The following is a 14,425-nucleotide window of genomic DNA, read 5'->3' as shown; positions in this document are numbered from 1 at the left end:
GCTCCCCGCCGGAGCCGTGCGCGCCGTACCCTGGTGCGGGGCGCGCATGCATCGCGCCGACGGACCGAAAGGACCCTCATGGCCGTTTTCTCCCGAGGCTTCGGGGCTCGCAGGCGCGAGTCCGACCCGAAGCTCCCTCCCGGCCAGTATCTGACCGAGGACTTCCCCGTGCTCTCCGCCGGGCCGACCCCGCGGATCGACACCGCGGACTGGAGCTTCAGCATCCAGACCGAGAAGAACACGACGACCACCTGGTCGTGGGACCAGCTGCACGATCTGCCGATCGAGGAGGTCGCCACCGACATCCACTGCGTGACCCGGTGGTCCAAGCTCGGCACCTCCTGGCGAGGCGTCTCGCTCGACACCCTCTTCGCCGGCGTCGACACCGACTTCGCCTACGCGATGGCGCACTCGTACGGCGGATACACCACGAACATCGCGATGGCCGACCTGCTCGGCGGCAAGGCGTGGGTGGCGTTCGAGTTCGGCGGTGAACCGCTCGACCCCGAGCACGGAGGGCCCGCACGGTTGCTCGTGCCGCACCTGTACTTCTGGAAGAGCGCGAAATGGGTGCGCGGACTGACCATGCAGAAGCACGACGATCCGGGCTTCTGGGAGCAGAACGGGTACAACCTGCACGGCGATCCCTGGACCGAGGAACGCTATTGGTGAGCGTCGGCGGCTGGCTGCCGGCCACTCTCGCCGCGATCGAGCCCTCGACTCCGAGCGCGCGTGTGCTGCGTCTGGACGTGCCGGGGTGGACGGGCAACCTCCCCGGGCAGCACCTCGATCTTCGCCTGACGGCCGAAGACGGCTACCAGGCCGTCCGGTCGTATTCGATCGCCTCCTTCGGCCCCGGTGAGCAGGTCGAGCTGGGAGTCGACGAGGTTCCGGACGGCGAGGTGTCGCCCTACCTCGTGCTCGACGCCCGACCCGGCGACGCCGTCGAGGTGAAAGGTCCGCTCGGGGCGTACTTCGTCTGGCACGACGACGACCCCTCCCCCGTGCAGCTCATCGCCGGCGGGTCGGGGATCGTTCCGCTGATCGCCATGGCGCGCGCACGCGCCGCGTCCGACTCCGCAGCGCCGTTCCGCCTGCTGTACTCGGTGCGGCGCCCCGACGATGCCATGTACCGCGACGAGATCGAGGCGCTCGGCGGCGGTGTCGACGTCACGTGGGCCTACACGCGCGAAGCACCGGTCGGGTGGGCGCGGCCGGCAGGTCGCGTGAGTCGCGACCTGTTGCGGGATGCTGCGTGGTCGCCCGCGCAGTCGCCGGCGGTGTTCGTGTGCGGCCCCACCGGCTTCGTCGAGACGGTCGCGACGGCGCTGGTCGCCCTCGGCCACGACCCCGCGCGCGTGCGCACCGAGCGGTTCGGAGGATAGCGATGGTCAAGGTGAAACCGGGCGACACGGTCGAGAGCGTGATCGTCGACGGAAATGCGGTCGCGGGCCTGCTGTCCGATGCCCTTCAGTCGGACGCGACGCTGCTGCAGCTGACGTGCGGAACGTGCGGCGATCAGAGCGTGCTCGCCGAAGCGCTCGTCGAACTCGACGAGGCCGGCGCGATCGTGCGATGCCGGTCGTGCACCCACACGATGCTCACGCTGCTGCGGCGACCCGAGGGCGTCACGCTGCGCATCGGGACGTTCGAGATGGTGTTCCCCGGCGCGGCCGGGTGACCTCAGACCCCGCAGCTACCCGGTGCCCCCGCTGGGACTCGAACCCAGACTGAAGCGATTTTAAGTCGCCTGCCTCTGCCATTGGGCTACGGGGGCCGGTGCCGGCACCTGCGCGTCGCCGACACCACCACCGTAGTGCCGGTACAGAACGAGCCGGGCACCCCGCGGGGTGCACCGGCTCGTTCGACGACGCGGGCGGATCAGCCGGCGGCGGCGACCTTCTCGGGCTCGGCCTTCTCGGCTGCCGGCTTCGACTCCTCGACGGCCGCGGGCTGCGGGGGCTTCGGACGAGCGGCGAACTCCTCGAACACGGCGCGGGGGGTCTGGACGGCCTCGAGGCTGACGATGTCGCGACCGAGGAAGAAGTTGTTGATCCATCCCCAGACCACGCGGATCTTGCGCTCCCACGAGGGCATGGCCAGACCGTGGTAACCGCGGTGGGCGAACCACGCGACGAGGCCCTTGAGCGCGATGTTGCCCGACTGGAAGACACCGTTGTAAAGACCGAGGCCGGCGACGGCTCCCAGGTTCTTGTGGAAGTAGTTCTTCGGCTCTTCGCCGCGGACGACCGCGAGCACGTTCTTCGCGAGGAGCTTGCCCTGACGGACGGCGTGCTGCGCGTTCGGCACGCAGAAGCCGCCGACACCGCCGCCGGAGAGGTCGGGGACGGCCGAGACGTCACCGGCGGCCCAGGCGCCCTCGACGATCTCGTCGTCGGTGCCGACGCGCAGGTCGGGGCGGGTGCGGATGCGACCGCGCTCCTCGACGGGCAGGTCGCCGCCGCGCACGACGGTCGGGTTGGCCATGACGCCGGCGGTCCAGACGATGAGGTCGGTCGGGATCGTCTCGCCCGTCGAGAGCTGCACGATGCCGTCGACCGCGCTCTGCAGCTGCGTGTCGAGGTGCACGAACGCCCCGCGCTTGGCAAGGTCTTTCAGCACCCACTCGCTCGTCTTCAGCGACACCTCAGGCATGATGCGCCCCATCGCCTCGATGAGGTGGAAGTGGGTCTCGTCGAACGACAGCTGCGGGTAGTCCTTGAGCAGCGCGGAGGCCAGCGAGCGCAGCTCGGCGAAGACCTCGATGCCGGCGAAGCCGCCGCCGACCACCACGACCGTGAGCAGGCGCTCGCGCTCAGGACCCGCGGGGAGCACCGATGCGCGGTCGAAGTTCGACATGAGGCGGTCGCGCACGGCGACGGCCTCTTCGATGGTCTTGAGTCCGATCGCGTTGTCGGCGATGCCCGGGATCGGGAAGGTGCGCGAGACGGCTCCGGCGGTGACGACGATCTGGTCGTACTCCTGCTGCCACGGCTCGCCCTCGGCGGGCGTGATCGTGGCGACCTTGTTCGCGTGGTCGATCTTGGTGACCTTCGCCGTGACGACCGTCGTGCGCTTCAGGTGGCGACGCAGGGCGACGACGGCGTGGCGGGGTTCGATGGCGCCGGCCGCGACCTCGGGGAGGAACGGCTGGTAGGTCATGTACGGAAGCGGGTCGACGATCGTGACATCCGCTTCGCCGCGGCGGGACCGCTTCTCGAAGTGCCACGCGGTGTAGAACCCCGCGTATCCGCCACCGACGATGAGGATCCTGGGAACGGTGTGGGTCACGGTGGAAGAACTCCTAGATGATGGTGCGGCTTGGCCCGCGAGATGCGCGCGCCGATCTGATGCGCCGGACAGCAGCGGTGAAGCCGAGCGAGATCATTATAGCCGCGAGCGTGCCCGCCACGAGCGGCACCGTCCCGTAGAGCAGGGTGTCGCCGCTCGGGACGAACGGCGAAGCCTCCGCGGTGCGCTCCTCCGCATCGGGAAGCGGGGGCACCTCCACGGGGGTCGGCGTGACCTCGGGCGCAGGCGCGGCGGCGGCGCGGCGGTAGAGGCGGATCCACTCCTCCAGCGTCAGCCCGAGCGGGCTCTCGTCGACGCTCGCCACCTGCGCGGTGACCGCGGCGGAGGCGTTCACGAGACCGTAGCCGTAGAGAGGGTCGGGCAGGGCGGAGATCCCGGGCACGGGGCTGGCGGTCTTGATCAACCGGTTGATCACGTTGTCGGCGTCGAGCTCGGGGTGCGCCGAGCGGATGAGGGCGGCGATCCCGGCGACGAGCGGGGCCGCCCCGCTCGTGCCGTCCCACCAGACGAGCTGACCGTTCGGCGAAACGCCGAGGAGGCGCTCACTGGGAGCCGAGACCCCGATGGTGATGCCTTGCGTGGATGCTTCTTGACTCGCAACGCCCGACGGATCGACACCGCCGACGGTCAGCACTCCGGGGATCGTGGCGGGTGCGCCGACGCGGTTGGTTCCGCTGCCGCGGTTCCCCGCCGCGACGATCACGACGACGTCGTTGTCGAACGCGTACTGGAACGCTTCGTCCCAGGTCTCGTCCCAGTCGAGGGTGTTCGTGGTGAAGGAGAGGTTGATCACGTTGGCACCGTTGTCGACCGACCAGTGGATGGCGTCGGCGATCTGCTGGATGAACGACACCGACGAGGTGCCGCCGAACCCGACGGAGACCGACAGCAGCTCGGCCTCGGGGGCGACGCCGATCATCCCCCGCCCGTCACCGGTCCCCCGCGCGCCCGCGAGCGATGCGACCCAGCTGCCGTGCGCGCGGTCGGTGCCGCCCACCGGGGTGCGTCCGTCGGGCGTACCCACACCCGACACGTCGGTTCCTCCGGCCACGGCGCCGGCGAACTCCACCGGCCCCGATGCGATACCCGTGTCGATGATGGCGATCCGCGAGCCGGCGCCGCGGGTGGTGTTCCACGCCTCGCGGATGCCGTACTGATCGAGCCAGTACTCCGCCGCTCTCACGCCGTCGGCGGGGTCGTCGACCACGGGAGGAGGCGGGGTCGCCGCCCCGACCAGCGTGCCCGCCACGACCACCGCGAGGACGGCCGCGGCGAACCGCCTCATGCCGCCGCTCCCGGACTGACGCAGACGCACTGCTCGGGCGACCACGTGGAGCGTTCGAGTGCGCGGTCGCCGACGGGATTCACCCCCGGGCCGGCGGCGAGCGCGTGGCCCGCCAGGGCGTGGAGGCACTTGACCCGCGTCGGCATGCCACCGGCCGACACACCGGCGATCTCCTCGGGCTCGCCGTACCGGGCGCGGTCGCGCAGATAGGCCTCGTGGGCGCGGAGGTACGCGTCGCGCTCGAGGTCGTCCTCGGCGAGCTCGTCGGTGAACTCGCGCATCACGTGGTCGGCCTCGAGCGTCGACATCGCTGCCGTGGCGGCCGGATGGGTGAGGTAGTAGAACGTCGGGAACGGTGATCCGTCGTCCAGACGCGGAAGGGTCGCGACGACGGTCGGGTTGCCGCAGACGCAACGGGCGGCGATGCCGACCACGCCGCGCGCGGGGCGCCCGAGCTGCTCGCGGAGCACGGCGAGCTCTGCGTCGGTGACCGGCGGGTAGGGCGGCGTACTCATCGCCCCCAGGGTACCGTGCGGCGCGCCCCCCACGCGGATCGGCGGCGGTCGCCGATGTCAGGGGGCGGGAACCGCGGTCTGCGCGAGGCCCGCCGTCGTGACCGATCGCACGAGCTGTGCCATCCAGTCGGTGCGTGTCTGCTCGACATCCTCGCTCACCGGCGCTTCGTCCTGCGGGAGGGCCGACGGGGGCAGGTCGTCATCGACGAGATACACGACCTCGCCGGGCTTGACGTAGTAGAGGCGCTCACGGGCCTGCGTCGTGATGTAGGCGGGATCCGTCCATCGCTCACGCTGCGCTTCGAGGTCGTCGACCTCGGACCGGCTCAGCGAGACAGCATCCTGGAGTCCCGCGATCTGCTGGCGCTGGTCGACGTAGGTGCCGACCGTCGGCACGAGGGTGAACACGGCGAGCACCACCAGTCCGAGCATGATCACCATGAACCCGGAGAAGCGGATGCCGCCGAGCCACGCGCGCACGTCGACGCGAGGGTCGCCCTGGCCGGACGTGCGAGAGGGAGGAACCCGATCGCTCATGGTTCCTCCCTCTCGTCGTGCGTCGTACTGCGTGTCAGCCCTTGAAGCGCGGGAAGGCGCCGCGGCCGGCGAAGACGCCGGCGTCGCCCAGCTCCTCCTCGATGCGCAGAAGCTGATTGTATTTCGCGACGCGCTCGCTACGGGCGGGCGCGCCGGTCTTGATCTGACCCGCGTTCACCGCGACAGCGAGGTCGGCGATGGTGGTGTCCTCGGTCTCACCCGAGCGGTGCGAGAGCATCGAGCGGTAGCCGTTCTGCGTCGCCAGCGAGATCGCGTCGAGCGTCTCGGAGAGCGTGCCGATCTGGTTGACCTTGACCAGGAGCGCGTTCGCGACGCCCAGGTCGATGCCGCGCTGCAGGCGCTCGGGGTTCGTGACGAACAGGTCGTCTCCGACGAGCTGCACCTGGGTGCCGAGCTTGTCGGTGAGCAGCTTCCACGCGTCCCAGTCATCCTCGGCCAGCGCGTCTTCGATCGTGACGATCGGGTAGTTCGCGGCGAGATCGGCGAAGTAGTCGGTCAGCTGCTCGGCCGACCACGACTTGCCCTCGACCGTGTAGACGCCGTCGGCGAAGAACTCGGTCGCGGCCACGTCGAGGCCCACGGCGATGTCGGTGCCCGGCGTGAAGCCGGCCTTCTCGATCGCGCCCATGAGGAAGTCGAGCCCCTCGCGGTTGCTGGGCAGGTCGGGGGCGAAGCCGCCCTCGTCGCCGAGGCCGGTGGCGAAGCCGGCGGCCTTGAGCTGCCCCTTGAGCACGTGATAGACCTCGGTGCCCCAGCGCAGCGACTCGGAGAACGACTCCGCGCCGATCGGAGCGAGGAAGTACTCCTGGAAGTCGATGCCGTTGTCGGCGTGCGAACCGCCGTTGATGACGTTGAACAACGGCACGGGGAGGACGTGCGCGTTGGGTCCGCCCAGGTAGCGGAACAGCGGGAGGTCGGCGCTGTCGGCGGCGGCCTTGGCCACGGCGAGGCTGACGCCGAGGATGGCGTTCGCGCCGCAGCGCGACTTGTTCTCGGTGCCGTCGGTCTCGATGAGGATCTCGTCGACGATGCGCTGCTCGCTGGCCTCGACGCCCTCGAGGGCGGGGCCGAGCTCGTCGACGACCGCGGCGACGGCCTTGAGAACGCCCTTGCCGCCGTAGCGGCTCTTGTCTCCGTCGCGGAGTTCGTACGCCTCGAAGGCGCCGGTGGATGCGCCGGACGGAACGGCCGCGCGCTGGACGATGCCGTCGTCGAGCAACACCTCCACCTCGACGGTCGGGTTTCCGCGCGAATCCAGAATCTCGCGCGCGTTGACAGCCTCGATAAGTGCCACGGAGGACTCCCTGTGTGATCTCGGGGTGTGAGGTGGTGCGGAGCGTCGTCGGTCCTCGTCGAGTCTAGTGATGCGAACGGCTCTCCACGGGGCGGGTCACGATGCGGCGTCCGTCACGAGCGCGATGGCCACGCCGTCCCAGCCCTTGCGGTCGAGGGTCTGCAGCGCGGTGGCGTCGAACCGCGGATCGCCCCCGAGCATCGCCAGCCCCGCGCGGGTGCCGACGATCCGCGGGTCGGTGGTGTCGGCGTCGGCGACGTCTCCGCTGCGACCGATGTTGTCGACGACCACGACGGTTCCGGGACGCCCGAGCCTGGCCGCCCAGTCGAGGTAGATCGTGTTCGACTCCTTGTCGGCGTCGATGAAGACGAGATCGAACGGTGCGTCGCCGGCGAGGGTGGGGAGCACGTCGGCCGCCCGCCCCTCGATCACCTCGACCCGACCGCTCTCCCCCGCCCGCTCGAGGTTCGCGCGGGCGACGGCGGCGTTCGCCGGCTCGGCCTCGATCGTGACGACGCGGCCGTCGGCGGGCAGGCCTCGCGCCAGCCAGATCGTCGAGTACGCACCGAGCGTGCCGATCTCGAGCACCCGGCGCGCACCGCTCATCCGGACGAGCAGATGGAGCAGCTTGCCGTTGACCGGTGCCACTTCGATCGAGGGCAGCCCCGCAGCATCCTGGTCGGCGACCGCCGCCTCGAGAGCGGGGTCGTGGCCGACGAGGGTCTCGGACAGATAGGCGTCGACGGCGCGGTACGCGTCGGGGGTGAGCTCGCTCATGCCGTCAGCCTCGCGTCACGTCGCGCGCCCGGTCAAGGCGCTCCCCCGCGAGACCGCCCGCTCGCGGCCCGACGAGGGCGGGCGGATGCTGCGGGGTCAGGCGTGGCGCGTCAGCGCGTGCAGCGCGACGGGGAGGAGCGCCTCTGCCGTGCGCCGGTAGCCCAGGGCGCTGGGGTGGAAGCGGTCGAGGCTGAACATCTCGTCGGGCTCGGACAGGAACATGGGCCCGACCGTCCGGCGGAGGGAGAACACCTCGGCACCCGCGGCGGTCGCGGCCTCCGCCTGCTCGTTCGCCAGCTGCCGCGAGAGCCGGGAGGCCAGGCTCCGCAACGGCTGGGGCACGGCGCGCAACGACCGGAGGTCGGGGCAGGTCGCGACGACCACCGCCGAGCCGCGTTCGCGCAACCGACCGATCGCCTCGATGAGGTGCCCGGTCGCCACCGAGACCGGCACGCGATGGGTGACGTCGTTGCCGCCGACGACGATGACAGCCAGATCGGCGACGTAGTCGGGGGGCAGCGCGTCGAGCTGCCCCGCCAAGGCGGACGACTCGGAGCCGACCACCGCCGCCGTCCTCAGCCGCACGGGCCGATGCGTGCGGCGGGCGACGTCCTTCGCGAGGCGCGCACCGAGGGTGTCTTTGCGCCGCTCGGCTCCGAGACCGGCGGCGATCGAGTCGCCGAGCAGAAGGAGCTCGAGGGGTGCCCCCTCGAGCGAGCGGCGCCACACACGGTCGGAGTCGGGCGCGAGCTCGCCCAGAGGCTTGCCGATCCGCCGGCGCGCGACGGCGGCCTGCCGGCGCAGGACCTCGCGGACCACGACCGCCGTCACCCCCACCCCGGCGACGGACGACGTCACGGTGACGGCCAGGCGAGTGGAACGACCCATGCGTCGATTCGACACCCGGCGGATGAACGGCGTCTGACGTCCGCGTATCCGGCGGCTACCGCCCGCCGGACGCGCCCTGCTCGATCGCGGGGTGCCCGTCGCCCACCGGGATACCGGTGTCTCGCACCAGATAGATCCACGGGAAGGCCCGGCACCCGATCTGCCACCCGGCCTCGGTCTCGGACGCGACCGACGCGCGCCAGAGGATGCGGCGGTGCTCCCACTGCGTGTCGGTGCGCACCACGCGGTGCGAGAGCATGCCGGCCTCGACGGTGTGCCACCCCGCTCGTCCGGCGAGCTCGAGCTCGGCCATCTCGTCGAAGGCCGTCACGGGGCTGATCCACCGCTCGTCCTCGTCGACGGCGGACGGCTTCTCGAGCGCTCCGAACCGCTGCTGGGCCGCCTGCCGGGACATGCCGAGCTCGCTGCCGATGAGAGCCCAGCTCGCCCCTCCCGCCCGCGCGGCCGCGACGGATCGCTGCAGCAGCGCGCGGATCTCGCCCTCGGCGCGCGCGCTCGCGGCGATGAGGGCGAGGTGATCGTTCACGCCCAATTCCTCGCGGGCGTCGATGTCGGCGGCGGCGACGACGGCACGCGCCACGACCTCCGAGAGGTCGGTCACTCGCCCTCGCCCGAGCTGGGGATCCAGACGGCGGCCGACCGCACGCGCCGCAGCCCGTTCGCATAACCCCACAGGTACGCGCCGACCACGGCGAGAGCCACGCCGGCACCCAGTCCGGCGCCGCCCCAGAACCCGCTCCAGTCCAGCACGGTGCCGGCCAGCAGGAGCAGCGCTCCGACGACGACCAGCGATGCGGAGAAAGCGGTCAGGAAAGCATTGCGGCTTCGAACGGTCGAGGAGGTCATGATGTCAATCTAACGTTGACACCGGGGAGCGTCAACTTTTTGTTGACATCACGCGAGCGGCTTCACCTCGAGGTCGGACGGGTCGGCCCCTGCGGCGACGAAGGCGAAAGCGGTGTAGCCATCGGCGGCGGCGCGTTCGAGGAGCGGCTTGAGGTTCTTCGGGCGCTGCTCGAGGCGGACGCGTGCACCCTCCGCGACGAGAGACGCCTTCACCGCGACCAGCTCGGCGACCGTGACGTCGCGGTCGTGCACGAGCACGATCGCGCGCCCCGCAGCATCCGCGTCGCCCTCGAGCAGATCGACGATGCGCTCGAAGCCGATCGAGAAGCCGACGGCCGGCACGTCCTGACCGAGGAACCTCCCGATCATGCCGTCGTAGCGACCGCCGCCCCCGAGCGAGTAGCCGACGCTCGGGTGGGCGAGCTCGAAGATCGTGCCGGTGTAGTAGCCCATGCCGCGCACGAGGAACGGATCGAACACGACCGGGATGCGGGACTCCCCCGGCCGCGCGGCGGCGACGGCGTCGCCGATCCCCGTCAGGTGCGCGACGATCTCGTCGGGGACACCGTCGGGGAGCGCCCCGCGGATCTGCTGCTCGCCGAACGGCGCGTCGGCATCCGAGGTACGGCGGAGGAACTCGCCGAACGCCTCGACCGCCGCGGCGGCGGCACCGCGCTCGGCGAGCTCGCGCACGACGCCGTCGGGCCCGATCTTGTCGAGCTTGTCGATCGTGATGAGTACGCGGGGGCGTTCGTCTTCGACGAAGCCGAAGCTCGACAGCATCCATTCGAGCACCCGGCGGTCGTTCACCCGCACGACGCCTCCCTCGAGCCCGAGCGCATCGAGGGTGTCGAGCGTGGCGGCGATGAGTTCGGCCTCGGCGCGCGCGGTCGCGTCTCCGATGATGTCGATGTCGCACTGCACGAACTGGCGGTAGCGCCCCTTCTGCGGCCGCTCGGCGCGCCAGACGGGGGCGATCTGGATCGCGCGGAACACGCCGGGCAGTTCGCCGCGGTGACTGGCGTAGAAGCGCGCGAGCGGCACGGTGAGGTCGTAGCGGAGTCCGAGGTCGGTGAGGGCCGCGGGGTCGTCGGCGGCGGCACGGATGGCGTCGGCGTCGAGTCCGCGGGCCAGGACGTTGAAGGCGAGCTTCTCGTTGTCGCCGCCGATGCCCGCGTGCAGGCGCGAGTACTCCTCCATGACGGGAGTCTCGATCTCGTCGAAGCCGTGCGCGCGGTAGCGGTCACGGATGACGGCGAGCACGCGCTCGCGACGGGCCTTCTCGGCGGGGAGGAAGTCGCGCATGCCGCGCGGCGGGTTCACGGTTGCCACCGCGCCATTCTTCCAGGTCGCCGCGGGGCGTCCCGCCGCGCCCGATCGCTGAGAGTCCACAACACCCGGAGGCAGCGCGAAGCGCGTCCGGGTGTTGTGGACTCTCAGCGCGTTACGCGGGCCCCTCGGCCGCGCGGACGTCGGCCTGCAGCATCCGCAGACGCTCGCGGAGCGCGCGCTCGGCGTCCCAGCCGTTGCCGCGCGCGTCGGCGACGAGGGCGAGCAGCGCGTCGCCGAGCTCGGCCTCCGTCCGCGCCGGCGCCGCGGTCGGCGCCGCCTCGACGCCGACCTGGGCGGCGCGGCCGAGCATCTTCTGCGCGAGTGCGAGCGACGGCATGTGCTCGGACACGCCGTCGAGCACGCTCGTGCGCGTGCGCTTCTCCGCAGCCTTCGCCGCGTTCCAGTGCACGAGCACCTCCTCGGGCGTCGTCGCGACCTCGCCGGCGAACACGTGCGGGTGACGGCGCACCATCTTCTCGGTCAGCACCCGTGCGACGTCGTCGATGTCGAACGGGTCGGTCTCGTCGCGGGAGGCGATCTCGGCGTGGAAGAGCACCTGCCACAGCAGGTCTCCCAGCTCTTCGCGCAGGTCGTCGCGACTGCCCGCCTCGACCGCGTCGATCACCTCGGCGCTCTCCTCGACCAGGTAGGGCACGAGCGCGCGGTGATCGATCTGCTGCGACCAGACGCAGCGGTCGCGCACGGCGCGCATGGTCTCAGCGGCTTCGCGGAGCGGATCGACGGTGCTCATGAGGACTCCCGGGGAGAAGGATGCTGCGGGCGTGCGCGCCACGAGACGAGTATCGCGGTCATCACGACCGCACCGGACCCACCCGTCGAGACGGGCCGTGTCACTTCACCGTCATCCGGCGGCGCTAGCGTGGAGGGATGCGCGAATTGACCCACACGGAGGCCATCGACCTGGTCGGCCGCTTCGAAGCCGCCGAGGAGCTGCCCGAGCAGATGCGTTCCGACGTGCGACTGCTCGGATCGCTGCTCGGGCGCGTTCTGCGCGAGAGCGGCTCCCCCGGTCTGTACGAAGACGTCGAACGCCTCCGCACGGCGACGATCCACGCCTACACCGACGAGACCCCCGAGGCGTTCGCGCGTGCGGCGGCCATCGCCGACGGCTTCACCGTCGAGCGCGCCGACGAGGTCGCCCGCGCCTTCACGGCCTACTTCCACCTCGTGAACCTCGCGGAGGAGCACCAGCGCGTGCGCGCGCTCCGCGAGCGCGACGGACGCCCGGGGCGCTCCGCCACCGATTCCATCGCCGGCGCGTACGCGCAGCTGTCGTCCGAGGTCGGCGAGGAGGCGGCGCTGACCCGCCTGCAATCACTGCGGTTCCACCCGGTCTTCACCGCGCACCCGACCGAAGCCCGCCGCCGCGCGGTGTCGAGCAGCATCCGCCGTCTCGCGGAGTTCATCGACGAGCGCGACGCGGCGATCCGCGACGGCGCCGACTCGGCCCGCATCGAACCGAAGATGATCGAAGAGATCGACACCCTGTGGCGCACCGCGCCGCTGCGCGCCGAGAAGCCGTCGCCCACCGACGAGGTGCGCGCCGTCATGGCGATCTTCGACGAGACCCTCTACACGGCCGTGCCCGATGTCTACCGGCGCATCGATGAGGCGATCCAGGGGGCGGATGCGGGATCCCGCCCGCCGATCGTGCGCCCCTTCGTGCGCGTGGGATCGTGGGTCGGCGGCGACCGCGATGGCAACCCGTTCGTTACCGCGAAGGTCACGCGTAAGGCGGCGGGGATCGCCAGCGAGCACGTGCTGCTCGGTCTCGAGCGCACGGCGCAGCGCATCGGCCGCGGTCTGACGCTCGACGCGACCACGACCCCGCCGAGCGACGCGCTGCTGGCACTGTGGCGGCGTCTGCGCGCCGCCGACGAAGACGCCGCCACCGAGATCGCCAAGCGTTCGCCCAATGAGCCGCACCGCCGCATCCTGCTCGTCGTCGCCCGCAAGATCGCCGCGACGCGCACCCGTGACGCCGACCTGGCCTATCGCGACCCCGAGCACCTCCTCGCCGACCTCCGCACCGTGCAGGAGTCGCTCGTGGCAGCCGGCGCACCGCGCCAGGCATACGGCCAGTTGCAGCACATGATCTGGCAGGTGGAGACCTACGGCTTCCACCTCGCCGAGCTCGAGGTGCGTCAGCACTCCGCCGTGCACCGCGCCGTGCTCGCCGAGCTCGAGGCGGGCGGCGCGCGCAGCGAGCAGACCGAGGAGGTGCTCGAGGTCTTCCGCGCGATCGCGTTCGTGCAGGAGCGCTTCGGCCCGCGAGCCGCGGGGCGCTACATCGTGTCGTTCACGCAGTCGGCCGAAGACCTCGCGAACGTGCACGCGCTGGCCCGTCACGCGATGGGCGAGGGCGCCACCCTCCCCGTCCTCGACGTCATCCCGCTGTTCGAGACCTTCGCCGATCTGCAGGCCGCGCCGGCCATCCTCGCCGAGGTCGTGCATCACCCCGAGTTCGTGGCGCGACTGGACGCGACCGACCGCCGCCTGGAGGTCATGCTCGGCTACTCCGACTCGTCGAAGGACGTCGGCCCGGTCGCCGCGAACCTCGCGCTGTACGAGGCGCAGGCGAAGATCGCCGCCTGGGCCGATGAGAGCCGCATCGAGCTGACGCTGTTCCACGGTCGCGGCGGAGCGCTCGGCCGCGGCGGCGGGCCCGCGAACTCGGCGATCCTCGCCCAGCCGCCGCACTCCGTCGACGGGCGCTTCAAGCTCACCGAGCAGGGCGAGGTCATCTTCGCCCGCTACGGCGACCCCGCTATCGCGATGCGACACATCGATCAGGTGGCCGCCGCCGTGCTCATGGCCTCCGCACCCTCGAACGAGGACCGCAACCGCGACGCCGCCGAGCGCTACGCCGATGTCGCCGCCGCGATGGACGAGGCGTCGCGCGCCCGCTTCTTCGAACTGGTCAAGGCCCCCGGCTTCGCCCCGTGGTTCGCGACCGTCACGCCGATGGAGGAGCTCGGCAACCTCGCTCTCGGCTCCCGCCCCGCGCGCCGAGGCCTGTCGGTCGAGTCGCTCGAAGACCTGCGGGCGATCCCGTGGGTGTTCGCGTGGACGCAGGCCCGCATCAACCTCGCCGGCTGGTTCGGACTCGGCACCGCCCTCGAGGCCGTCGGCGACGAGCACCGACTTCGTCAGGCGTACGCCGACTGGCCGCTGTTCCGCACCCTGGTCGACAACGTGGCTATGAGCCTCGCGAAGGCCGACGCGCGGATCGCCCGCCGGTACCTCGACCTCGGCGACCGCGACGACCTCGCCGACCTCGTCATGGGCGAGATGCTGCTGACGCGTTCGTGGGTGATCCGCGTCACCGCCGGCTCGGAGCTGCTCGACAACAAGCCGGTGCTCCAGCGCGCGGTGAAGATGCGCAGCCCCTACGTCGACGCCCTCTCACTCCTGCAGCTGCGGGCGCTGCGCTCGCTCCGCTCCGGCGACGAGGCGACGCCCAGCGATCCCGAGCAGGAGCGCCTGCTGCTGCTGTCGGTCAGCGGCGTGGCGGCCGGACTCCAGAACACCGGCTGAGCGCGCAGCATCCGCTCGAGGGTGCCCGTTTCCGCCGAT

At 71.3% G+C, this 14,425-nt stretch carries 15 protein-coding genes and 1 tRNA gene; 4 read left to right on the top strand and 12 right to left on the bottom strand.

What is annotated here, in order from left to right; translation table 11 throughout:
* The first annotated feature begins 78 nt into the window (after positions 1–78).
* The 3 genes from DEU34_RS04870 to DEU34_RS04860 are packed head-to-tail and all read left to right on the top strand — an operon-like array spanning position 79 to position 1,681.
* The gene (locus tag DEU34_RS04870) at positions 79–672 is read left to right on the top strand and encodes a molybdopterin-dependent oxidoreductase (protein WP_121149052.1); all 594 of its coding nucleotides are present in this window, start codon (positions 79–81) and stop codon (positions 670–672) included.
* A complete protein-coding gene (locus DEU34_RS04865; protein ID WP_121149051.1) occupies positions 669–1,385 on the top strand; it encodes a ferredoxin reductase in 717 nt (238 codons plus the stop codon). The genes DEU34_RS04870 and DEU34_RS04865 overlap by 4 nt, the downstream gene beginning before the upstream one ends.
* A 2-nt stretch (positions 1,386–1,387) precedes the next feature.
* The gene (locus tag DEU34_RS04860) at positions 1,388–1,681 is read left to right on the top strand and encodes a DUF6510 family protein (protein ID WP_121149050.1); all 294 of its coding nucleotides are present in this window, start codon (positions 1,388–1,390) and stop codon (positions 1,679–1,681) included.
* A gap of 23 nt (positions 1,682–1,704) precedes the next feature.
* Here DEU34_RS04860 and DEU34_RS04855 read toward each other — a convergent pair.
* The 12 genes from DEU34_RS04855 to DEU34_RS04800 form a co-directional block, all read right to left on the bottom strand.
* Positions 1,705–1,777, bottom strand: a tRNA-Leu gene (locus DEU34_RS04855).
* 104 nt (positions 1,778–1,881) lie between these two features.
* Positions 1,882–3,291 (bottom strand): NAD(P)/FAD-dependent oxidoreductase, encoded by a 1,410-nt coding sequence (locus tag DEU34_RS04850; RefSeq protein ID WP_121149049.1) that lies wholly within the window; start codon positions 3,289–3,291, stop codon positions 1,882–1,884.
* 13 nt (positions 3,292–3,304) lie between these two features.
* Positions 3,305–4,597: a S8 family serine peptidase gene (locus DEU34_RS04845; protein ID WP_121149728.1), complete on the bottom strand. Its 1,293-nt coding sequence runs from the start codon at positions 4,595–4,597 to the stop codon at positions 3,305–3,307.
* Positions 4,594–5,112: a DUF501 domain-containing protein gene (locus tag DEU34_RS04840; RefSeq protein WP_121149727.1), complete on the bottom strand. Its 519-nt coding sequence runs from the start codon at positions 5,110–5,112 to the stop codon at positions 4,594–4,596. Before DEU34_RS04840 ends, DEU34_RS04845 begins: the two co-directional genes overlap by 4 nt.
* Positions 5,113–5,169: 57 nt before the next feature.
* Positions 5,170–5,649, bottom strand: coding sequence for a septum formation initiator family protein (locus DEU34_RS04835; RefSeq protein ID WP_121149048.1), 480 nt, complete (start codon positions 5,647–5,649; stop codon positions 5,170–5,172).
* A 34-nt stretch (positions 5,650–5,683) separates the two neighbouring features.
* A complete protein-coding gene (gene eno / locus DEU34_RS04830; protein ID WP_116646149.1) occupies positions 5,684–6,964 on the bottom strand; it encodes a phosphopyruvate hydratase in 1,281 nt (426 codons plus the stop codon).
* A 96-nt stretch (positions 6,965–7,060) separates the two neighbouring features.
* Positions 7,061–7,741, bottom strand: a complete 681-nt coding sequence (locus DEU34_RS04825) for an O-methyltransferase (protein ID WP_121149047.1) — start codon at positions 7,739–7,741, stop codon at positions 7,061–7,063.
* Between the two features lie 96 nt (positions 7,742–7,837).
* Positions 7,838–8,629: an SGNH/GDSL hydrolase family protein gene (locus tag DEU34_RS04820; protein WP_121149046.1), complete on the bottom strand. Its 792-nt coding sequence runs from the start codon at positions 8,627–8,629 to the stop codon at positions 7,838–7,840.
* A 55-nt stretch (positions 8,630–8,684) separates the two neighbouring features.
* Positions 8,685–9,251 (bottom strand): hypothetical protein, encoded by a 567-nt coding sequence (locus DEU34_RS04815; RefSeq protein WP_121149045.1) that lies wholly within the window; start codon positions 9,249–9,251, stop codon positions 8,685–8,687.
* Positions 9,248–9,496, bottom strand: a complete 249-nt coding sequence (locus DEU34_RS04810; RefSeq protein WP_121149044.1) for a hypothetical protein — start codon at positions 9,494–9,496, stop codon at positions 9,248–9,250. Before DEU34_RS04810 ends, DEU34_RS04815 begins: the two co-directional genes overlap by 4 nt.
* A gap of 48 nt (positions 9,497–9,544) precedes the next feature.
* Positions 9,545–10,801 (bottom strand): histidine--tRNA ligase, encoded by a 1,257-nt coding sequence (gene hisS, locus DEU34_RS04805; protein WP_220659934.1) that lies wholly within the window; start codon positions 10,799–10,801, stop codon positions 9,545–9,547.
* Between the two features lie 139 nt (positions 10,802–10,940).
* Entirely contained in the window at positions 10,941–11,579 is a 639-nt protein-coding gene (locus DEU34_RS04800) for a MazG family protein (protein ID WP_121149042.1), read from the bottom strand.
* 137 nt (positions 11,580–11,716) lie between these two features.
* On the opposite strand from DEU34_RS04800, the gene DEU34_RS04795 reads away from it, so the two are divergent.
* Positions 11,717–14,386, top strand: a complete 2,670-nt coding sequence (locus tag DEU34_RS04795) for a phosphoenolpyruvate carboxylase (RefSeq protein WP_121149041.1) — start codon at positions 11,717–11,719, stop codon at positions 14,384–14,386.
* The last annotated feature ends 39 nt before the right edge of the window (positions 14,387–14,425 follow it).

The organism is Microbacterium sp. AG1240 (assembly GCF_003635115.1).
Classification (GTDB): Bacteria; Actinomycetota; Actinomycetes; order Actinomycetales; family Microbacteriaceae; genus Microbacterium.
The sequence above is the reverse complement of the archived record's forward strand: the minus strand, read 5'-3'. Positions and strand labels throughout refer to the sequence as shown.